This is a genomic window from Haemophilus parainfluenzae (assembly GCF_003252725.1).
Classification (GTDB): domain Bacteria; phylum Pseudomonadota; class Gammaproteobacteria; order Enterobacterales; family Pasteurellaceae; genus Haemophilus_D; species Haemophilus_D parainfluenzae_L.
The window spans coordinates 40,180-58,879 of the sequence record NZ_QEPO01000009.1 but is presented as its reverse complement, the minus strand read 5'-3'; the positions used below and the strand labels follow the sequence as shown (position 1 = coordinate 58,879).

Below are 18,700 nucleotides of genomic sequence, written 5' to 3'. Positions count from 1 at the left end.
TGCCAGTTTTTGCTTGGCTATATGAATTAGCTGGATCAGCTTTGGTTTAGTTTTATGCATTGTTTATTCCTTTTTAAAACACATTATTCAGCCCACTTAAACGTGGCTTAAATGGGCTGTAAATGGGGTTTATTGGTAAAACGAAAAATCATCTGGTGGAGCCGGTAATGGTCTCCAATGTGTAATCTGCGTACATTCGCCATTAAAGCCATAAAAACGATTCCCCGGTATCATGTAAGCCAATACGTACGTTTCGTCATAATCGGGTTGATCAATCCCAAAACACATTACAACATCACTTCGTTCATAGCCATTGTGATCAAATATTGCTGGCAATTCATCTGAACACTTAATCCATCCATCGTTTTCGCTCATTTATTCCCCCATCCGAATTGAAAACCCACCGTGACGAAATACAACATTTTTATCGTCTTCAGTAAGTTTTTTCATTAATTGGTATGTTTTATGGCATCTGCCAGAGCCTTTTTCTTCGTTGAGTAAACGTTCTAATTCATCCCAATGTTCCACCAGTTTTGCCCAAATTGGGGAAACTGCTTTCATCTTATAAAGATAATTGCGCATTTCTGGCGCACGTTCTAATAACTTTACGCAACGAGATAAATCGCTAGGATCAAGTGGATAACTCTTACGTCTTGGTATTACATCAAAACCAATCACAAATGCCATACATTTACTACTTAATCCGACATCTTCATCATCTGCCAACCATTGAATGATTTTTGTCTGCATTTTTCCTCCTTATCTCCCCAATCTCATTCTTAAACCTGGCAGCAAGTTTTGTACGTTGCCAACATAAACTGCCGCATGTTGATTTTGCCCTGTGCGTAACGCGCGAAGCGCGTGTGTGAGCTGTTTTGCCGCTTGTTCTAATTGCTCGTCTAAGCGCATTTTTTCTTGCTCAGTCATACTTCCTCCACTTCAACCACGTCATCAATTTCTGTAATGGTGTGCGGTAGTTTATTTACATCGCATACATTTAGGTCGCACATATCTAAAACTTGTTCGTTGCTTTCTGCTTCAACAACGGCTTCTACTAAACAGTAAAAACGGGCTACATATTTCGCCATGATTTCCTCCTAGAAAGGTTTTCTAATTACTCGGTCACAAAATGCGCCACGCCATTTGCACCATTCTTTATTTTTTTGGCCGCTCGCATTAAGTTCTGCGATAGCCCATTGTTCCTTGGCGTCTTGTAAGTCGCCTTGGCGTTCACTTTTTGCCGCTTTTTCGCTGTAATATTTGAAGCGGTTAAATTTGTGGATATTTTCCATTTTTTGTTTCCTTTTATGGTTGGTTAAAACTTATTATGAACGCCCCTTAAATTAGGGTTTAAAGAGCGTTTAAATAGGCTTTATTCCTGGTCTAATAAGCCCACGATTAGGCTTAGAATTACCCCGATAATCAAATATGACACCGGGTTCAATGCCCAAGCCGGCATTATTTCGCCTCCTGTTCAAAAGGGGTGATCACAAAATCTTCCACACCGGTTTTAATTGTTACACCAGCCACCGTTGCGGCTAATTCAGGCTCATTTAACATGGCCTCTTTGTTGATTTCTTCCTTGGTGCGAATAAAACGAACCAGGCCTAACGTGTGCAAACTTTCAATCACGCTCTCTGTGCCGCGAATACCGACTGATGGCGGGCGTTGTCGCCATTGCACTTCACCGGTGTTGAAAGTGCCTGTTTTGGTTTTGCCGTTTAATGTCAATTCATCTCGGCGGCTTTCACACCAGGCTTGCACCGCATCTTGTTTTGGCGCGAGCTTTTCTTTGATTGCGTTCATCAATGGGGCGTATTCTTCGGTGATTGCGGCCAAGCGGTCGTTTTGTTCAATCGCTAGGCGTTCTAATTCGCGGTTTAAATCGCCGATCTCTTTAATTGCCACTTCCACTTCGTCGCGAGTTTGATAACGCACTGCAAAGGTGTCGGTTTTAATTCGGGTTGGTTTTTTTGCCATTTTTTCCTCCTGGTTTTTAGTGTAAATAACTGCGCCAAATTACCTTGATGCCTTCGACCATCATTTGATATTCGGCAAAATGCACGCCGTCGTTGCCTTGGATATACGCAAGCGCCTGGCCTGTTTTTTCAAATTTCTTCGTTAATGCGTTCGGTTCAATGCGTACGCGCGGTTTGATTTTGTCAAACTCAATGCTTAATACATGCAAACCCATTTTGTTTAACTCAAACACGCATTTTTGCGTTTGTGATAAGTAACCTAGGGCGATTTTGTTGCAGCCACCAAACACTGGATGTGGTTTAGTTTGCTCGCGCAAGGTGTTGTTTTTTGTAATGCTTGTCATTAGTTCGCTCCTTTCATTTGTGCTTGGGCGGTTAAAATTAGGTCTAGTGTGATGACAGTGCCTTGTCCTTTTGCTGTCATGCCGGCTAGGCGTAAATATTGCGTTAAAGCGCGTAAGCCGCCAGCCTTGCCGCCGATGTCATAAAGGACGGTCATTAAATCCTTGTCGGCTATATCAAGCCCCCAGGCTTGCGCGATGGCTTTAATATCGCCTTTTGTGCTAGCTTTAACGCCGCAGTTGTTACCAATTCGTGACCAAAGACGCGCGTATTCATGCGCCTGGTTCACGCCGCCTTGGATGCGGGTGTAAACTTTATCGTTACCAATTAATGCAAAGCCTACTTCGGCTTCTTCTTGGATAATTCGGATCTCTTCTAACGCGTCATAAGGAAGGTGGTCGCTTTCATCAATGATGACCAAACCCTGTGTGCCTTTGAGTTTTTTAGTAATTAGGCGTGATAGGCGGTCTTTACGGCGTGGCGCATCGTTAATGCCTAACTCAAGGGCTAACTCATACAAAATACTGCTTAATGTTGCGCGTGCCGGGCTTGCGGTAATCATCCACACGTTTTGGTTGGCTTTTTTGTATTCTTGACATGCTTTTGTTTTACCCACACCGCTCGCGCCGTAAACGGTCACCATGGTTGGCAAAATCTTGGCCATATCTAACGCTGAAAATACTTTCTTGGCGGTCGGAATTTCGATAAAGTGCGGTGCTTCTACAAACACTTTTTCTTTTTTCTCGCGGGTTGAAAGCCAGTTTTTTAATGCAACTTCTACGTTTTCCACGTTCCCGGTATAAGTGCCTTTTAAATATGCACTCAAAGCACCGGCTGAAATCCCAGCTTGCGCGGCAATTTCGCGCTGCGTATGGACTTGGTTGTCTAAAAGTTGCTTGATTTGTTCAATTAAAGTCATGTTTAACGCTCCTTAAATGCGGCTTAAAGCCCTTTTTCTTCTTTAATCATGGCTAATCCTTTACGCCAGCCTTGTTCAAAATCGTTGGTTTCTTCATCGTCATCTAATACCGCTTCGTGTTTGCGCACTGCGTTACCTTCTTGTCGGAATAGCTCGATGATTTTCGGTTCTAGCGGTTCTTCTTCCTCGAATTGAGGCTGATAACGCGCCGCTTCTTGTGCATTCATAGTGAGTGTGGCTTTTGCTTGGGCTTTCACCGCTTTCACCATTTGTTTGCGTGCTTTATCGTGTTCGCGGCCTTTTGCTTTATCACCAAATGCCACCGCATCTGTACATTTCGCTTCGGCTAAGAACACACCATCCAAACCGTAAACCCACACTTTGTTGTGCAAGTCTTGCGGGTCGAATTTCACCACCACCTTACGGTGCGCTGTGGCAATAAGCTCGCTCGCTAAATAGCGGTTTTTGCGATTATTGACTTTGCCACCAGCTTCTAACTCAAATGTGCCGTCTTTTCTCAATGTAACGGCCTCGCTCATCAACATTAAAAACCGCATTTGTTCTGCGCTTGCCTTGCGAATTTGCGCCTTGGCGTAATCGCGCTCAAACACTTGGCTGAAACTGTAAATGCCTTGGCATATTTCGGTTTGTCTGCCTTCGCGTTCATTGAAAGTGCGGATGCCATCTTCTATGGCTAAAATAAATGTGTCGTAATCTACGCCGTCTTTGCCACCGTTATAGTTATCAGGCTTGCTATAAACATTTTCCCCAGCGTAAAAGCCCGCTAGGCTTGGGTGTTTATCAACTAACTCGCCTAAACCACCGTGTGAAAACGCACGTTCGATTGGTTTTGCTTGCCCGTGACCTTTGCCAAATTGCACCGATGTCCACAACAATTCGATGCCAAGCATCGGGATAATTCCGGTCATATCATCTTCTTTTACTTTGAAGCGGTAGCGGTTCTTAACGCCACCAGTCATCCATTTGTTTGCCGCTGCGCGGGTGTTATCAATAGTGCATTTTTTCGGGATGCCGTATTTCCAAATAAGATCCATCAAACTTAATCGGATGGTGTCGCTGTTTTCACTTAAATCTACGCGGTAGGCGAGAATTTTGCGGGTGCGAATGTCTTGCCAAATCCAGGTTTTAGGGCGGACAATTTCGCCGTTGTGCCAACGCACAAATACGTTGTGTTGATAACCGTCGCCGTTAATCCACTCAAGGGCTTCAATTTCGGCCACTGTGCGGCGCATTGATGGGTAATATTGCATGACTGCATGGTCACCTTCGCGTAATTGCACTTGCACTAATTTCGGCACTTCTCGCGCGATTTTGCGCTTAATGCTGCTCGCTGATGGAATAGACCAGCCGTTTTCTCGTGCGGCGCGTTTTAAACGCTCGTAACAGCTGCCAAATTGCGGGCATTCAGGTCTAAAATAGTCGGCCTTAAATGCCTCCCAGGCTTCTTCTGTGAAGTCTGCTTCTTTGCCAGCTTTTTTGTTGCTGTGTTTATCCAACAATAAAGGTAACCAATCCGGACGTTCAAAAGACCGCACTTTGTAATACCAACGTTTGAGCGACCCTTTCGCGATTTCATACTCGGTAGAAACCGCATCAAGCGCCATCATTAATGCCACGTTGTTTCTCACTAAATCGTCTAGCTTGTGCAGTGGGGCGAGTTTCGCTTTTGCTTCTTCCTTTTGTTTATCGGTCGCTTTTTCATAAGGCTTCCAAATAACTTCTGGTAGGTAGTTGAGTTCTTTTTTAGCTTTCGGCGCTTCTGCCATAACTGGAGTCGCGTTTTGCTTTAATAAGATCTCGGCTTGGGCATCTTCAGGTAAGGAACTGAATTTATACTCAAATGTTTTCCCTTTTACGCCTTCTCTTTGACGTTTAACCCAATTCTCGCGGTCGGCTTTTTTGGTTATGCCACGATCTGATTTTGGTAGAGTTTCAAGCCCTAAAAGCTCTTGAACTGTTAGCCACTTTTCCATAACCAGCTCCTTTTTATAAATAACGTTCAGGCCATATTTCTTGCACTGGAACGTTGATACAATCAGAGATGATTTTTTCCCCTTTCGGGTATTTACGGTCTAATGCATTTGCTAGTGTTCTTGGGTGTAGTCCGGCATCTACAGATAACTGTGTCAGCGTTGTTCCTTGTTTACGAATCGCTGCAATAATGTCGGCGCGATGCATATTTTTTTTACTCTTTTTCATTATGTGCTATCCTTATTACGATGATTTATGTAAGTGAGTAACTTGAAAGGAACTATACAACTATTTTGTAAGGAACTCAATAGTTCGTTTCAAGAATTTTAACTATTTTTTATAGTGCTTTAAAAATCAAACAGTTAAATGCTTACTTTTAGAAACGAACTGGGTTCCTTACTAAAATTCTTATGAAGAACTTGAAAGAGTGGTTTTCAATAAAGGAATTGATGGATGAAAACTTAATAGGGCTTCCGGCCTCGGACAAAGGAATTGTTAAAAAAGCTGACCGCGAGAATTGGGTTAAACGTCAAAGAGAGGGTGTAAAAGGAAAGACGTTTGAGTACCATTACTCGTCCTTCCCACTTGAAATACAAAAGGAATTGGGCTTTTACCCCACTGAAATGCGCATGCACGTTCCTGATATTGCAGAAACGGCGGGGCGTTATATAAAAGAAGCCTTAAATAAAGCCACTGAGCTTGTTAGCGTGCCTTTTTATAAGACGTTCGCTTCTGCCGGCTTTGGGGCTTTTAATGATGACGTGTATGAACCGGATGATTTTGTTGGGCTAAGCGCGCGCTGGTTGCAGCAACGCGGCCTTCAAAAGAATAAGCTGGCATTTATTCTAACCTCCGGCGATAGCATGACCCCAACAATCCACCACGGCGATATGTTATTAATCAACCGTGCCGTAACCACGCCGCGTGATGGGCAGATATATGTTATCCGTTCGGGCGATCAGCTTTGGGTTAAGCGCGTCCAGGGTATTCCTGGCGGCATTCGCTTGATTAGCGATAATAAAGAAATCTACGCCCCGATAGAGCTGATGTTTGAAGATAATTTAAACTTTGAAGTGTTGGGCCAGGTTGTTTTCATCGGCCACGACTTAATTTAAAGATTTAAACCTAAATTTAAAGCCATTTAAACCGCGTTTAACGTTTCCCATTTTTAGCGGTTAAACTGCCAATATTTAGAAAAATTTTCTCATTTCATTATTTCTATTTTTTAACTAATAAAAAAGGGGCTAGCACGCCGCCAAGCCCCGTTTTATCTATATCCATCCCACTTATTCCCGAAAATTCCCGCCCAATCCCTATTTGTTTTTATGTTTCTCATATTTAGTGGTTGGATACAGGCGATCAATTCCACCAAATTCAAGGGAAAATTTTTCTTTGATGCTTTATTAGACAATCAGTTTTAAAAAATGTGACAAAGATCACTTTTTTAAATAGCAAACGATTGCTATTATTTCACACCTTTATTTTAAAGGAATATGATTTGTTACAAATAAAACAAACTACTTAATGAGGAAAACATGAAAAATTTACTTAAACTTTCTGCCATTGCAATTTTAGCGGCAAGCGCAGCCTCTACTTTTGCATCAAACAAAGAACCTTACACTGAACAAGGTACGAATGCTCGTGAAATGACAGAGCAAAAACCGATTCACTGGATCTCTGTTGAGCAGTTGAAAAAAGAATTAGAAGGCAAAGCACCAATTAATGTGAGCTTCGACATTGATGATACTGTACTTTTCAGCAGCCCTTGTTTCTACCACGGCCAAGAAAAATACTCACCAGGTAAAAATGATTACTTAAAAAATCAAGATTTCTGGAATGAAGTGAATGCGGGTTGTGACCAATATTCCATTCCAAAACAAATTGCGGTGGATTTAATTAATATGCACCAAGCACGTGGTGACCAAATTTATTTCATCACAGGTCGTACAGCGGGCGATAAAGATGGTGTGACACCTGTGCTACAAAAAGCCTTTAATATTAAAGATATGCACCCTGTAGAATTCATGGGCGGTCGCAAACTTCCAACTAAATATAACAAAACACCGGGTATTATTGACCACAAAGTGAGTATTCACTATGGAGACAGCGATGACGATATACTCGCAGCAAAAGAAGCAGGTGTTCGTGGTATTCGTTTAATGCGTGCAGCAAACTCTACTTACCAACCAATGCCAACCCTTGGTGGCTACGGTGAAGAAGTATTGATTAACTCAAATTACTAATCTTCCTAAAAAGTGCGGTTATTTTGACCGCACTTTTCTTATCTAATTAACCATCTTAATTTTTAAAAAGTTTCTGGGAATATGCTAAAATTTTTCTGTTTTCAGGAGCCTATTTATGTCAGAACTCACGTCTAATCAATACTTAATTATCATTGCCGTACTGGTTTTTATCAGTATTGTGATGCTTTTTCTATTAAGCCGTAGCAAACGAGATACACAAGAATTACAACAAGATCTCAATAAAACTATCGGCGATTACAATCAATTGGCTGAGCGTTTTGACTCCTTAAGTGCGGTCAAAAATCAATTAGAACAACAAGCCGTTAAAGTACAAACTCATGCGGAAGGTTTGCAAACTCGTCTTAATGAACGTGATGAAAAAATCCAATATTTAGAAAAAGAATTAGATGAAGAACAGCTCCGCCACGATCAAATTGGCGGGCAAATCACCGCATTAAAAGAACGCTTTGGGATAGCATCTGCACAAGCAGAAAGCTTGCAAGGTCAATTACAACAAGCGCAAGAAAATGTACTTAGAAAAGAACAAGAGCAGCAAAAAACGCAGGAAAAATTGACCGCACTTTCACAAGAATTAACGGAGTTGAAAACTACCCTTTCCGAAAAAGAAAAGCATTTTGCCGAACAGCAACAGCATATTGAACAATCTAAACAACAGCTAGGTGTGGAATTCCAAAATCTGGCTAACCGTATTTTGGAAGAAAAAAGCCAATCCTTTAACCAAACCAATCAAACTGCATTGGAAACCTTGTTGAAGCCTTTCCGTGAACAAATCGAAGGCTTTCAAAAACGAGTCAATGAAATCCATTCAGAATCCGTAAAAGGCAATGCGGGCTTAGAAGCGGAAATAAAAAAAGTGTTGGAAATTGGCTTAAATATGTCGCAAGAAGCCAATAATTTAACTTCAGCCTTAAAAGGTGAAAAGAAAACCTTAGGTAACTGGGGAGAAGTGCAACTTGAACGCGCACTTCAACTGGCAGGCTTGATTGAAAACGTGCATTACAGTGCACAGGCCCATTTTAAAGATGAACAAGGCGGTCGAAACTATCCTGATTTTGTGCTTAATTTACCCGATGAAAAAAACATCATCATTGATAGCAAAATGTCATTGAATGCTTATGAAAGTGCGGTCAATTCTGAGGATGAATTCGAACGTGAGTGCTTACTAAGGGAGCATATTAAAGCCCTGAAAAATCACATTGATGACTTGCACCGCAAGGATTACAGCAATTTGATTGGCATGCGCAGTCCTAATTTTGTCTTGATGTTCATTGCCGTAGAACCCGCTTATATTGAAGCCTTAAAATTAGACCCAAGCCTGTTTAATTATGGTTATGAGAAAAATGTGATTATGGTTTCACATACCACCCTTATGCCAATTTTACGTACGGTCGCGAATTTATGGCGTATTGAACGAGGCAATGCCGAAGCCAAAGAAATCGCAGAAAAAGCAGGTGAAATTTACAACCAGATTTGCTTGGTGGCCGAACGCTTGAACAAACTAGGCAACACTCTTTCCACTGTGAGCAATCAATACAACAGCACCGTCACCGCCCTTGTGGGGCAACAAGGTTTAGTGGGGAAAGTGGAACGCTTTAAAGACTTGTCAGCGAAAGCTAACAAGAGCATGCCAAACGTTGAATTGCTCAATAATGACGTGGATTTAACGCGCCTATCCCTTATCACTACCGAGAATGAGGTAAAATAAAAAACATCGGTTGAATTTTTCTTTAAAAGCGGCTATTTTCTTGCCGCTTTTTTATTTGAATTTTTATTTATGAGGAATTTTATGGCAACGGAACAAAAAGAAATCTCGGATCCATGTGCAAAATATAATGAACAGACTAGCTTTCTAAGCAAAACGATTTTTGCAAGTCGTTGGTTACAAGTGCCTATTTACTTAGGTTTAATTGTCGTGCAAGGCATCTATGCCTACAAGTTTATGAAAAACTTGTGGTATCTCATCACCAATGTTAATGAAATGGATGCGGACACCATTATGCTCGCCGTACTCAATCTCATTGATGTGGTAATGATTGCTAACTTATTAGTAATGGTAACATTAGGCGGATACGAGATTTTTGTTTCAAAACTTCGTACAAAAAACCATCCTGATCAACCTGAATGGATGAGTCATGTGAATGCAACTGTGCTGAAAGTGAAACTTTCTATGTCAATTATCAGCATTTCGTCTATTCACTTATTGCAAACCTTTGTGAATGCCTCAAAAATTTCTGAAAAAACGATTATGTGGGAAGTGATTATTCATTTTTCTTTCTTGATTTCAGCGATTGCCATGGCTTATACCGATAAAATTCTCTACAGTACAAGTCATAAAAATCATTAAAGGATAACAAATGAAAATAATCTATAAAATAAGTTCAGCATGCCTAGCAATTGGCTCTATTTTCCTTCTTAATGGATGCTTTTTGGTCGATCAAGTTCACGACAAAATATATGAAGATTGTTACATTCATCCAGATCACATCAAAAGTATGCCAGATGAGGAATACTCTCGATTGGCTAAACTATGTGGATGGAATCCAAACAGAATAAAATAATGAATCAAAATTGCGGTCAAAATTGACCGTACTTTTGTTTTCTAGAACTCATCTTGGTGTTTAAATTTCAATAAATCTCGACGTTCTTTTTTGTTTGGACGACGATCAGGATGTGGCATCGAAAGTGCATTATTTTTTCTTGCCCATGCCATTTCTTCGCGTTTTTTCACACTCTGTACCGTTTCTTGGTAAAGCAATTGTGCTTCAGGGGCGCCACGGCGTTGGTCACTCAATGCAATCACTTCAATTTCTTTTTCGTCGCTGCCTTGGCGTAACTTAATCATAGCACCGATTTCTACATTTTTACTCACTTTAGCTCGTTGACCGTTGTAATGGACTTTGCCCCCTTCAATCATCGCTTTCGCAATGCTACGGGTTTTATAAAAACGCGCCGCCCAAAGCCATTTATCTAATCGTACTTCGTTATTTTCAGCCATAACTCTTCCTATTTCTCTCACTTTGCGTATGATGAGCCAATAACAAGATAATAGGGCTAATATTATGAAAAAACAACTTCCACACATTCTCTCCCTTTCTACCGTGGCAAAATCACGTTTGTTTGAAATTCAAGCCGTAGAACTCAAATTCTCTAATGGCATTGACCGCATTTACGAACGTTTCCGCCCTTTTAATCGCGATTCTGTCATGGTGATTGCTATTGATGGAGAGGAGCTCCTCCTGATTCGCGAATATGCTGTTGGAACAGAACAATATGAACTCGGTTTTGTAAAAGGTGGAATGGATACGGGAGAAACGCCCGAACAAAGTGCGAATCGTGAATTGCAGGAAGAAATTGGTTTTGGCGCAAAAAAATGGACATTTTTACGTACTATGAAGATCAATCCACAAATCATGGGTCATAAAATGCACGTTTTATTGGGTGAAGATCTATACCCCAATAAACTGGAAGGCGATGAGCCTGAACCATTAGAAATAGTCCGTTATCCGTTATCTCAACTTGATGCACTTTTGGACAGTGATGAATTTAATGAGGCCAGAAATCTTGCTGCACTTTATTCTTTACGCGAACACTTAAAAAAACGATAAATTTAATTGAATAAATTTAAATAATTTCTAATAGCAAGCGATTAACTTTAAAGAAAACTTGCATAAATATTCTTTTTTTGAGAATGTATCGCCATTTTTCAAAAAATATATATAGGAAAATTTATGTCTGATAATAATTTAAAAGAATTGACCTTCCGGGGGATGTTCCTTGGGGCGTTAATTACAGTGATCTTCACTGCATCTAACGTTTATTTGGGTCTTAAAGTGGGGATGACGTTTGCGTCCTCCATTCCTGCTGCTGTTATCTCTATGGCAGTTTTAAAATTCTTCAAGGATTCCAGTATCTTAGAAAATAACATGGTGCAAACCCAAGCTTCATCAGCGGGAACATTGTCTTCTGTTATTTTCGTTCTTCCAGGCCTGTTAATGATGGGTTACTGGCAAGAATTTCCATTCTGGCAAACAGTGCTAATCTGTGCCGCTGGCGGTACATTGGGCGTACTATTTACCATTCCATTACGTCGTGCGATGGTTGTAAACAGCGACTTACCTTACCCTGAAGGTGTGGCGGCAGCTGAAATCTTAAAAGCAGGTAACAATAGCGAAAGCGACAGTGGTGTAAAAGATATTGCTTACGGCGGTATTTTTGCAGGAACTGTTGCATTCTTAACCAACGCATTACGTGTCATGTCTGATAGCGCGAGCGCATGGTTCTCTAACGGTAAAGCCGTTTTCCAATTACCGATGGGTTTCTCTCTTGCCTTAGTGGGTGCGGGTTACTTAATTGGTATCGTGGGCGGTCTTGCCATGTTATTCGGTACATTCCTTGCTTGGGGTATTGCGGTACCTTATTTCACTGCAACAGGCGATATGCCAACGGATGCCTCTATTGTTAGTTATGCCATGGCTGAATGGAAAACGAAAGTTCGCTTTATCGGTGTGGGTACTATCGGTATTGCGGCAATTTGGACATTATTAATCCTTTTCAAACCAATGATTGAAGGGATGGTTCATTCTTTCCGTATGTTAAAAGGCTCACAAGCTGAGTCAGAACATCGTATTGATATCGACTTATCGCCAAAAACTATCATTTACATTTTATTGGCGACTGTCGTGCTAATCGTGATTTCTTTATATCACTTCATTGCAGCCGCACCAATTTCTGCTGAGCTTGCCGTGTTATTAGTAGTTGTTTGTACGCTACTCGCGGTGTTAATTGGTTTCTTCGTTGCAGCAGCGTCTGGTTATATGGCTGGACTTGTGGGCTCATCTTCTAGCCCTATTTCTGGTATCGGGATCATTTCTGTTATCGTGATTTCACTTGTTTTAGTGACCATTGGTAAAAGCAGTGGTTTATTTGAAACAGCTGACGGTCAAAAATTCTTAACGGCATTGACCTTATTCACGGCATCTATCGTATTAACTACAGCAACTATTTCAAACGATAACTTACAAGACTTAAAAACCGGTCTTCTAGTTGAAGCGACCCCTTGGAGACAACAGGTTGCATTGATTATTGGTTGTTTCGTTGGTGCATTAGTGATTGCACCGGTATTAGAAATTTTATACCACGCTTATGGTTTCACTGGCGCATTACCACGCCCAGATATGGATCCAGCACAAGCGCTTTCAGCGCCACAAGCAACCCTTATGACCACCATTTCACAAGGTATTTTCACCGACCATTTAGAATGGACCTACATTTTAACAGGTGTAGGTTTAGGTATTGTATTGATCATTGTGGATGCATTCATGCGTAAAACCAGTGACAGCCGCTTTGCCTTACCAGTATTAGCGGTTGGGATTGGTATCTACCTTCCACCATCAATCAATATGCCGGTTGTGGTCGGTGCGGTAATGGCATGGTTTATCACCCGTCACATTAAAAACTATGCAAAACGCACTAACGATACTGAAGTAGAGAAAAAAGCAGAACGTTTCGGCACACTTTTCGCTGCGGGTTTAATTGTGGGTGAAAGCTTGATGGGCGTCATCTTAGCCTTCATTATTGCGGCATCTGTAACATCTGGCGGATCTGAAGCACCATTAGCCTTGGCGTTAGAAAACTGGGATAATATGGGCGAATTACTCGGTCTTGCCGTGTTTATCTTCGGTGTCTTTATTTTCGTTTCTCGTGTATTACGTGCGAAGAAATCAAAATAATGGATGAAAATAGGCTGTCCTCGGATAGCCTATTTTTCTAGGAGCTTAAGGTGTCAACGCAATCCCCTTATCTAAAAGCAATTATCATCTTCCCATTGGTTACACAGCTAATCGGTAGCATTATTGCTTATGTCGCTTTCGGAATGGACTACTGCAAAGAAGGCAACTTCGATGCCGCATTATTTGGTTTCTTTCTAACATTTTGGCCTCTCACCGTGCCAGCAATAATCAATGCTTACTTTGCTAAATACCGCGGCTATCTACGTCATCAGTGGAATAAAATTCTCATTTTTTCATTCATCATTCTTTTTTGTTATTGGAGTATCGGCAACCTTCTCATCGCACAAAATACTCAATATCTGACTGACCGCGTATTATTTGTCTTAGAGGGTTCTGTCATCCTGGCAATCTATACGACAATTTTCCTCTCCTTGTTATTACCGAAATCAAAGTAGGAAATAAACATGCAATTATCTCAATCTCTTCTCGATCAAGTCCGTGCACTCGCTAATGAAGCGGGAAAACATTTAGCTCATTTTTACCAACAGGATGTAAAAATACAAACTAAATCGGATAACACCCCTGTCACGGAAGCAGATTTATTTGTCAGCCAATTTTTAATCAAAAAACTGACCGCACTTTTCCCTGACATTCCTGTTCTTTCAGAGGAAAACTGCAATATTCCCTTTGAACAACGCCAAACTTGGCAAACTTATTGGCTAATCGATCCCCTTGATGGCACGCAGCAATTTATTGATCGCACAGATCAATTCTCCGTATTGATTACACTCGTACAAAACCATCAACCTGTACTGGGTGTTATCCACTTCCCTATTTTGAATATCACCTATTACGCAATGAAAGGTTTTGGGGCATTCAAGCAAAGCAACAAAGAAATAAAAACCTTACAACCCAGAAAAATCGATCTCACCAAACCGTTAAAAATCGCCGTAGGCGCCACTACCTCACAAGAAAAAGTGCGGTCAATTTTAGCAAAGAATTTGGCATGCGAATTTACGGTGGTGGGTTCGAGCAGTTTGAAAAGCGCTTTGGTTGCTGAGGGAGCTGTTGATTGCTATGTTCGACTCGGTAAAACTGGCGAATGGGATACGGCAGGCGCTGAAATTTTATTAGCTGAAATCAATGGAATGATTTTCGATCCGCACTATCAGCCGCTCACCTATAATCAGCGTGAAAGTTTAATTAATCCCCCCTTTGTGATGGTGGCAGATAATACACAAAATTGGGCATCTGTCTTTCAATTTAATTGATTGGTTCGATTGGTAAAGTGCAGTAATATATTGCATTATTTAAAAATACTACTCGGAACAATAAGGAATAATATGCAAACTAATAATAACTGTATCGTGATTTTTGGTGCTTCCGGTGATTTGACTCACCGTAAACTCATTCCAGCACTTTATAATCTCTTTAAATTTGGTCGTTTAAACAAATTTTCTGTATTAGGTGTCGCTCGTTCAGAATTAAACGATGAGACTTTCCGTGAAAAAATGCGTGAAGCGTTACTTGAAACAGAAGAAACCACACCTGAAACGCTAGACGCTTTTTGTAGTCATCTCTATTACCAAGCGGTAAACACATCTGATGCGGCCGATTACGGAAAATTAGTCCCACGTTTAAAAGAATTACATACTAAATATCAAACGAATGGCAACACCCTTTACTATATGTCTACGCCACCAAGCTTATATGGTGTGATTCCAGAATGCCTTGCAGCTCATGGTTTAAACACAGAAGAAGACGGTTGGAAACGGATTATTGTCGAAAAACCTTTTGGTTATGATGAAAAAACCGCACAAGAACTCGACGTCAAAATTCATCGTTTCTTTGAAGAACATCAAATCTATCGTATCGACCATTATCTTGGTAAAGAAACCGTACAAAACTTACTTGTTTTACGCTTCTCAAATGGTTTATTCGAACCGCTTTGGAACCGTAATTACATTGATTATGTCGAAATTACGGGAGCCGAAGCCATTGGTGTAGAAGAACGTGGTGGCTATTATGATGGTTCCGGTGCAATGCGTGACATGTTCCAAAACCACTTATTACAAGTTTTAGCCATGGTTGCCATGGAACCACCTGCTATCATTAATGCGAACTCAATGCGTGATGAAGTGGCCAAAGTCATGCACTCTTTACGTCCATTAACGCAAGATGACGTTGAGCATAATTTAGTGCTAGGTCAATACATCGCAGCAGAAATTGATGGCAAAGAAGTCAAAGGTTATTTACAAGAAAAAGGCGTGCCTTCTAACTCTCGCACTGAAACCTTTATGGCTTTACGTTGCGAAATCGAAAACTGGCGTTGGGCGGGCGTACCTTTCTATGTACGTACCGGTAAACGCTTACCGGCACGTGTGACAGAAATTGTGATTCACTTTAAAACCACACCACATCCGGTATTCAGTCAAAATGCGCCTGAGAATAAATTGATCATCCGTATTCAACCCGATGAAGCGATTTCAATGCGTTTCGGCTTAAAAAAACCAGGGGCAGGCTTTGAAGCCAAAGAAGTCTCAATGGATTTCCGTTATGCTGATTTAGCCGATGACCAAGTCCTGACGGCTTATGAGCGCCTATTGCTTGATGCGATGAAAGGCGATGCGACACTCTTTGCTCGTACAGATGCCGTTCATGCTGCATGGAAATTCGTTCAACCAATTTTAGACTACAAAGAAGCTGGCGGCCGAGTTCATGAATATGAAGCGGGCACTTGGGGACCCGTTGCAGCCGAAAAACTCATTGCGAAAAGTGGTCGCGTATGGCGTAAACCAAGCGGTAAAATGAAGAAAAAGGTTTAATCATTAATCGCAAGCCTTCTTCCCTACAAGCGGAAGAAGGCTTATATCCAATATAAAGAGAAGCAAACATGAACACCATCACCTTCCCAACGGCTCAACACGCTGTTGAAAAGATCGCCCAAGAATTTGTGATTTATAGCCAATTAAATCACCCTGTACATATTTCCCTTTCTGGTGGTTCAACGCCTAAGTTGTTATTTAAAACCTTAGCCAAAGCGCCTTATGCAGAACAAATTAACTGGAAGAATCTGCATTTTTGGTGGGGTGATGATCGCATGGTTCCACTAACCGATTCAGAAAGCAACTATGGCGAAGTGCAAAAACTCTTATTCGATCATATTCAAATTCCAACGGAAAACATCCACAGAATTCGTGGCGAAAATGAACCGCACTTTGAACTAAAACGCTTCGAAGAAGAATTAAGTGCGGTCATTCCAAACGGTGTTTTTGATTGGATCATTTTAGGTATGGGAACTGATGGTCATACCGCTTCTCTCTTCCCACATCAAACCAATTTTGATGACGAAAATCTTGCCATCATTGCAAAACACCCTGAAAGCGGTCAAATCCGCATTTCTAAAACAGCCAAACTCATTGAACAAGCCAAACGCATTACCTATTTGGTCACCGGCGAAAGCAAAGCAGAAATTCTGAAAGAAATCCAAACGACGCCTGCAGAAAATCTGCCTTACCCTGCTGCCAAAATTAAAGCAAAAAATGGGGTGACGGAATGGTATTTGGATAAAGCGGCGGCGAAATTGCTATAACAAGTTGAGTATCAAATATCATAGGATTGCAAAATGATAGACTACAAAGTAAATGAACCAATTTCAGTTAAACAATTTATTGAATTGTTAAATAAAACAACGCTTGGGGCACGCCGTCCGTTAGAGGATGAAAAACGTGTCGCGGCAATGTTACACCATGCAGATTTATTAATCACAGCGTGGGATGGTGAACGATTAGTAGGTGTGGCACGTTCCGTGACGGATTTTGCCTATTGCTGTTATTTATCTGATTTAGCGGTTGATGAACAATATCAAAAACAAGGTATCGGTTTACAGTTAATTGAACATGCTAAACAAGCCTTACATCCACAAGCCAAAATTGTGCTTTTATCGGCTCCGCAAGCAGTGGATTATTATCCGCATATTGGATTTACGCAGCATATGAGTGCATGGACGAAGAGTTAATTTATTAGAATGATATGGAGACAAAAATGAAAAAACTGTTTGTACTACTTACTTCAACATTATTATTTGCTTGTTCATCTGGTCCATCTTTAGATCAGTTAGTGGCACAAATGCCAAAAGATAATCGCTCAGTAATGCTTCAAGTTCCAGAAGCAGGAAACCCAGTTTCAAATGGAATGCTTGTAGCAACGATTAGAACCGCAGGTGGTACTTCAGGAAAACGACTCGTATCTCTTTTAGCTACAGATAATTTACACATCGGAATTGCAGGGAACAGTCAATCTGTGAATAAAGCAGTTGCTATGTATGGACTAAATAATGCAGAAAAGGTCGGCAAGGATGTATCTTTATACCTTGTTGGAGATAGTCAAAGTGATAAAGCAGATCTAGAAAAAGCCGCAAAAGCGAAAAATGTAGAAATGCATTACATTATGCAAAAATAAGATATAGATACATCAGATGCAGGGTGACTTTAATGTTGAATTTAGATAATAAAAAATTTGTTGCTGTTGAAAACACCGCAAATGGTGAGGTGAGTAGCCAAACAGAATTTCATTACCATCAACAAGGTAAAATGATTTGGGCCGAATATTGTGGTGGTGAAATTTTAAAAGGCTTTTTAATTGGGAAGTGGATTAACGATACTCAAATTGAATTTACGTATCAACATTTAAATCAATCTCTAGAAAATCGTTTGGGGCGTTGCTGTACAACATTTTCTTTAGAAGAAAGCAAACTCATCGGCCATGAAAAATGGCAGTGGCTAGACACGTTAGAGCAAGGCAGCTCTTTAATTAGAGAAATTTAAAAGAATTTTTGCTATAGAATATCTGAAACAAGGTATCATCTTGCAATTGATTGAACATACTAAACAAGTCTTACATCCACAAGCTAAAATTGTGCTTTTATATGCTACGTAAGCTGTAGATTATTATCCGCATTAGATTTATGCAACATATGAGTGCGTGGGCAAAGAGTTAATTTAATTGTATAAGGGAAACCTTGATGTCTACAACACAGATTGAAAATGCGAAAAAAATTATTGATGATAATTATGAAGAAAATCCTAATAGTTTTTTACACGACTTTTGTCACAATTCTTTTTTTAGCAGAGAAAAATTCGAAGAATATTTAGATGCTATCGGCTATCTGATTGCTGTTGATTATCAAAGATATAAATTTGATAGAGTAAAGTTAGTTCAGATAAATGATATACAAGCTCAAATTCTAATTTATCTGGGATATCATAAAGACCCTTCAGATGTTATTTTTATTAAAAACTTACCTGAATATATAAATGAAGGAATTATTACTCCTTTGCGGGAAAGAACAAATAGCTATAATTCTGGATTTTTTAATAGAGATGTTTTTGATTATATTATAAAAAATAAACATAAATAGTTTATATCTTAAAGTGGGATTTATCCCACTATTAATTATTTAAAAATAATGGTGGG

At 40.4% G+C, this 18,700-nt stretch carries 25 protein-coding genes and 1 pseudogene; 15 read left to right on the top strand and 11 right to left on the bottom strand.

The window, feature by feature from the left end; genetic code table 11:
• Nucleotides 1-129 precede the first annotated feature (129 nt).
• The 10 genes from DPV85_RS09215 to DPV85_RS09180 all read right to left on the bottom strand — a co-directional run bounded on the left by DPV85_RS09215 (nt 130) and on the right by DPV85_RS09180 (nt 5,460).
• Nucleotides 130-375 (bottom strand): DUF551 domain-containing protein, encoded by a 246-nt coding sequence (locus tag DPV85_RS09215; RefSeq protein WP_111327797.1) that lies wholly within the window; start codon nt 373-375, stop codon nt 130-132.
• Nucleotides 376-750 carry a hypothetical protein gene (locus DPV85_RS09210; RefSeq protein WP_111327796.1) on the bottom strand — a complete coding sequence of 125 codons (375 nt, stop codon included), beginning with the start codon at nt 748-750 and terminating at the stop codon, nt 376-378.
• 9 nt (nt 751-759) lie between these two features.
• Nucleotides 760-927: a hypothetical protein gene (locus DPV85_RS09950; protein WP_165816494.1), complete on the bottom strand. Its 168-nt coding sequence runs from the start codon at nt 925-927 to the stop codon at nt 760-762.
• On the bottom strand, nt 924-1,088 hold the full coding sequence (locus DPV85_RS09945; RefSeq protein WP_165816493.1) for a hypothetical protein: 165 nt from the start codon (nt 1,086-1,088) through the stop codon (nt 924-926). Before DPV85_RS09945 ends, DPV85_RS09950 begins: the two co-directional genes overlap by 4 nt.
• A gap of 9 nt (nt 1,089-1,097) precedes the next feature.
• A complete protein-coding gene (locus DPV85_RS09205) occupies nt 1,098-1,292 on the bottom strand; it encodes an ANR family transcriptional regulator (RefSeq protein WP_111327795.1) in 195 nt (64 codons plus the stop codon).
• A gap of 166 nt (nt 1,293-1,458) precedes the next feature.
• Complete coding sequence (locus tag DPV85_RS09200; RefSeq protein WP_049370724.1) at nt 1,459-1,980, bottom strand: host-nuclease inhibitor Gam family protein; 522 nt, start codon at nt 1,978-1,980, stop codon at nt 1,459-1,461.
• A gap of 16 nt (nt 1,981-1,996) precedes the next feature.
• On the bottom strand, nt 1,997-2,323 hold the full coding sequence (locus tag DPV85_RS09195; protein WP_111327794.1) for an HI_1482 family protein: 327 nt from the start codon (nt 2,321-2,323) through the stop codon (nt 1,997-1,999).
• Nucleotides 2,323-3,240, bottom strand: a complete 918-nt coding sequence (locus DPV85_RS09190) for an AAA family ATPase (RefSeq protein WP_049370728.1) — start codon at nt 3,238-3,240, stop codon at nt 2,323-2,325. Before DPV85_RS09190 ends, DPV85_RS09195 begins: the two co-directional genes overlap by 1 nt.
• Nucleotides 3,241-3,263: 23 nt before the next feature.
• Complete coding sequence (locus DPV85_RS09185; protein WP_111327793.1) at nt 3,264-5,234, bottom strand: transposase domain-containing protein; 1,971 nt, start codon at nt 5,232-5,234, stop codon at nt 3,264-3,266.
• Nucleotides 5,235-5,247: 13 nt separating this feature from the next.
• The gene (locus DPV85_RS09180; RefSeq protein ID WP_049370731.1) at nt 5,248-5,460 is read right to left on the bottom strand and encodes a helix-turn-helix domain-containing protein; all 213 of its coding nucleotides are present in this window, start codon (nt 5,458-5,460) and stop codon (nt 5,248-5,250) included.
• Nucleotides 5,461-5,642: 182 nt separating this feature from the next.
• Between DPV85_RS09180 and DPV85_RS09175 the strand changes: the two genes are divergently transcribed.
• The 4 genes from DPV85_RS09175 (at nt 5,643) to DPV85_RS09160 (ending at nt 9,840) form a co-directional block, all read left to right on the top strand.
• Nucleotides 5,643-6,347 carry a helix-turn-helix domain-containing protein gene (locus DPV85_RS09175; RefSeq protein ID WP_111327792.1) on the top strand — a complete coding sequence of 235 codons (705 nt, stop codon included), beginning with the start codon at nt 5,643-5,645 and terminating at the stop codon, nt 6,345-6,347.
• A 420-nt stretch (nt 6,348-6,767) separates the two neighbouring features.
• Nucleotides 6,768-7,475 carry an acid phosphatase AphA gene (aphA, locus tag DPV85_RS09170; RefSeq protein ID WP_111327791.1) on the top strand — a complete coding sequence of 236 codons (708 nt, stop codon included), beginning with the start codon at nt 6,768-6,770 and terminating at the stop codon, nt 7,473-7,475.
• 115 nt (nt 7,476-7,590) lie between these two features.
• Nucleotides 7,591-9,201: a DNA recombination protein RmuC gene (locus tag DPV85_RS09165; RefSeq protein ID WP_111327790.1), complete on the top strand. Its 1,611-nt coding sequence runs from the start codon at nt 7,591-7,593 to the stop codon at nt 9,199-9,201.
• Between the two features lie 81 nt (nt 9,202-9,282).
• Entirely contained in the window at nt 9,283-9,840 is a 558-nt protein-coding gene (locus tag DPV85_RS09160) for a TIGR00645 family protein (RefSeq protein WP_111327789.1), read from the top strand.
• Between the two features lie 255 nt (nt 9,841-10,095).
• Here the strand turns inward: DPV85_RS09160 and hslR are convergent, their stop codons facing one another.
• Nucleotides 10,096-10,491 (bottom strand): ribosome-associated heat shock protein Hsp15, encoded by a 396-nt coding sequence (gene hslR, locus DPV85_RS09150; RefSeq protein WP_111327787.1) that lies wholly within the window; start codon nt 10,489-10,491, stop codon nt 10,096-10,098.
• A gap of 64 nt (nt 10,492-10,555) precedes the next feature.
• Between hslR and nudE the strand changes: the two genes are divergently transcribed.
• From nudE to DPV85_RS09095, 11 genes and pseudogenes are all read left to right on the top strand, one after another.
• Nucleotides 10,556-11,101 (top strand): ADP compounds hydrolase NudE, encoded by a 546-nt coding sequence (gene nudE, locus DPV85_RS09145; RefSeq protein WP_111327786.1) that lies wholly within the window; start codon nt 10,556-10,558, stop codon nt 11,099-11,101.
• A gap of 123 nt (nt 11,102-11,224) precedes the next feature.
• Nucleotides 11,225-13,225: an OPT family oligopeptide transporter gene (locus DPV85_RS09140; RefSeq protein ID WP_111327785.1), complete on the top strand. Its 2,001-nt coding sequence runs from the start codon at nt 11,225-11,227 to the stop codon at nt 13,223-13,225.
• A gap of 50 nt (nt 13,226-13,275) precedes the next feature.
• Entirely contained in the window at nt 13,276-13,680 is a 405-nt protein-coding gene (locus tag DPV85_RS09135; protein WP_111327784.1) for an HI_0559 family membrane protein, read from the top strand.
• A gap of 9 nt (nt 13,681-13,689) precedes the next feature.
• Complete coding sequence (cysQ, locus tag DPV85_RS09130; RefSeq protein ID WP_111327783.1) at nt 13,690-14,496, top strand: 3'(2'),5'-bisphosphate nucleotidase CysQ; 807 nt, start codon at nt 13,690-13,692, stop codon at nt 14,494-14,496.
• 72 nt (nt 14,497-14,568) lie between these two features.
• Entirely contained in the window at nt 14,569-16,050 is a 1,482-nt protein-coding gene (gene zwf / locus DPV85_RS09125; RefSeq protein WP_111327782.1) for a glucose-6-phosphate dehydrogenase, read from the top strand.
• 68 nt (nt 16,051-16,118) lie between these two features.
• On the top strand, nt 16,119-16,817 hold the full coding sequence (gene pgl / locus DPV85_RS09120) for a 6-phosphogluconolactonase (protein WP_111327781.1): 699 nt from the start codon (nt 16,119-16,121) through the stop codon (nt 16,815-16,817).
• 33 nt (nt 16,818-16,850) lie between these two features.
• The gene (locus tag DPV85_RS09115; protein WP_111327780.1) at nt 16,851-17,243 is read left to right on the top strand and encodes a GNAT family N-acetyltransferase; all 393 of its coding nucleotides are present in this window, start codon (nt 16,851-16,853) and stop codon (nt 17,241-17,243) included.
• 26 nt (nt 17,244-17,269) lie between these two features.
• Nucleotides 17,270-17,686 (top strand): hypothetical protein, encoded by a 417-nt coding sequence (locus DPV85_RS09110; RefSeq protein WP_075875579.1) that lies wholly within the window; start codon nt 17,270-17,272, stop codon nt 17,684-17,686.
• 32 nt (nt 17,687-17,718) lie between these two features.
• Nucleotides 17,719-18,051 carry an avidin-fold protein gene (locus tag DPV85_RS09105; RefSeq protein ID WP_111327778.1) on the top strand — a complete coding sequence of 111 codons (333 nt, stop codon included), beginning with the start codon at nt 17,719-17,721 and terminating at the stop codon, nt 18,049-18,051.
• A gap of 16 nt (nt 18,052-18,067) precedes the next feature.
• A pseudogene (locus DPV85_RS10005) lies at nt 18,068-18,224 on the top strand (GNAT family N-acetyltransferase); the annotation flags it as partial.
• A 24-nt stretch (nt 18,225-18,248) separates the two neighbouring features.
• On the top strand, nt 18,249-18,644 hold the full coding sequence (locus DPV85_RS09095) for a hypothetical protein (RefSeq protein WP_111327777.1): 396 nt from the start codon (nt 18,249-18,251) through the stop codon (nt 18,642-18,644).
• Nucleotides 18,645-18,700: the final 56 nt, after the last annotated feature.

Bases quoted from the DNA above. Each gene is read 5' to 3' on its own strand.
- DPV85_RS09105 (WP_111327778.1), top strand. From the start codon at position 17,719: ATGTTGAATTTAGATAATAAAAAATTTGTTGCTGTTGAAAACACCGCA.
- nudE (WP_111327786.1), top strand. From the start codon at position 10,556: ATGAAAAAACAACTTCCACACATTCTCTCCCTTTCTACCGTGGCAAAA.
- zwf (WP_111327782.1), top strand. From the start codon at position 14,569: ATGCAAACTAATAATAACTGTATCGTGATTTTTGGTGCTTCCGGTGAT.
- aphA (WP_111327791.1), top strand. From the start codon at position 6,768: ATGAAAAATTTACTTAAACTTTCTGCCATTGCAATTTTAGCGGCAAGC.
- DPV85_RS09110 (WP_075875579.1), top strand. From the start codon at position 17,270: ATGAAAAAACTGTTTGTACTACTTACTTCAACATTATTATTTGCTTGT.
- DPV85_RS09215 (WP_111327797.1), bottom strand. From the start codon at position 375: ATGAGCGAAAACGATGGATGGATTAAGTGTTCAGATGAATTGCCAGCA.
- DPV85_RS09115 (WP_111327780.1), top strand. From the start codon at position 16,851: ATGATAGACTACAAAGTAAATGAACCAATTTCAGTTAAACAATTTATT.
- DPV85_RS09210 (WP_111327796.1), bottom strand. From the start codon at position 750: ATGCAGACAAAAATCATTCAATGGTTGGCAGATGATGAAGATGTCGGA.
- DPV85_RS09200 (WP_049370724.1), bottom strand. From the start codon at position 1,980: ATGGCAAAAAAACCAACCCGAATTAAAACCGACACCTTTGCAGTGCGT.
- DPV85_RS09180 (WP_049370731.1), bottom strand. From the start codon at position 5,460: ATGAAAAAGAGTAAAAAAAATATGCATCGCGCCGACATTATTGCAGCG.
- DPV85_RS09205 (WP_111327795.1), bottom strand. From the start codon at position 1,292: ATGGAAAATATCCACAAATTTAACCGCTTCAAATATTACAGCGAAAAA.
- DPV85_RS09945 (WP_165816493.1), bottom strand. From the start codon at position 1,088: ATGGCGAAATATGTAGCCCGTTTTTACTGTTTAGTAGAAGCCGTTGTT.
- DPV85_RS09190 (WP_049370728.1), bottom strand. From the start codon at position 3,240: ATGACTTTAATTGAACAAATCAAGCAACTTTTAGACAACCAAGTCCAT.
- cysQ (WP_111327783.1), top strand. From the start codon at position 13,690: ATGCAATTATCTCAATCTCTTCTCGATCAAGTCCGTGCACTCGCTAAT.
- DPV85_RS09195 (WP_111327794.1), bottom strand. From the start codon at position 2,323: ATGACAAGCATTACAAAAAACAACACCTTGCGCGAGCAAACTAAACCA.
- DPV85_RS09175 (WP_111327792.1), top strand. From the start codon at position 5,643: ATGAAGAACTTGAAAGAGTGGTTTTCAATAAAGGAATTGATGGATGAA.
- hslR (WP_111327787.1), bottom strand. From the start codon at position 10,491: ATGGCTGAAAATAACGAAGTACGATTAGATAAATGGCTTTGGGCGGCG.
- DPV85_RS09165 (WP_111327790.1), top strand. From the start codon at position 7,591: ATGTCAGAACTCACGTCTAATCAATACTTAATTATCATTGCCGTACTG.
- DPV85_RS09095 (WP_111327777.1), top strand. From the start codon at position 18,249: ATGTCTACAACACAGATTGAAAATGCGAAAAAAATTATTGATGATAAT.
- DPV85_RS09950 (WP_165816494.1), bottom strand. From the start codon at position 927: ATGACTGAGCAAGAAAAAATGCGCTTAGACGAGCAATTAGAACAAGCG.
- DPV85_RS09160 (WP_111327789.1), top strand. From the start codon at position 9,283: ATGGCAACGGAACAAAAAGAAATCTCGGATCCATGTGCAAAATATAAT.
- DPV85_RS09185 (WP_111327793.1), bottom strand. From the start codon at position 5,234: ATGGAAAAGTGGCTAACAGTTCAAGAGCTTTTAGGGCTTGAAACTCTA.
- pgl (WP_111327781.1), top strand. From the start codon at position 16,119: ATGAACACCATCACCTTCCCAACGGCTCAACACGCTGTTGAAAAGATC.
- DPV85_RS09140 (WP_111327785.1), top strand. From the start codon at position 11,225: ATGTCTGATAATAATTTAAAAGAATTGACCTTCCGGGGGATGTTCCTT.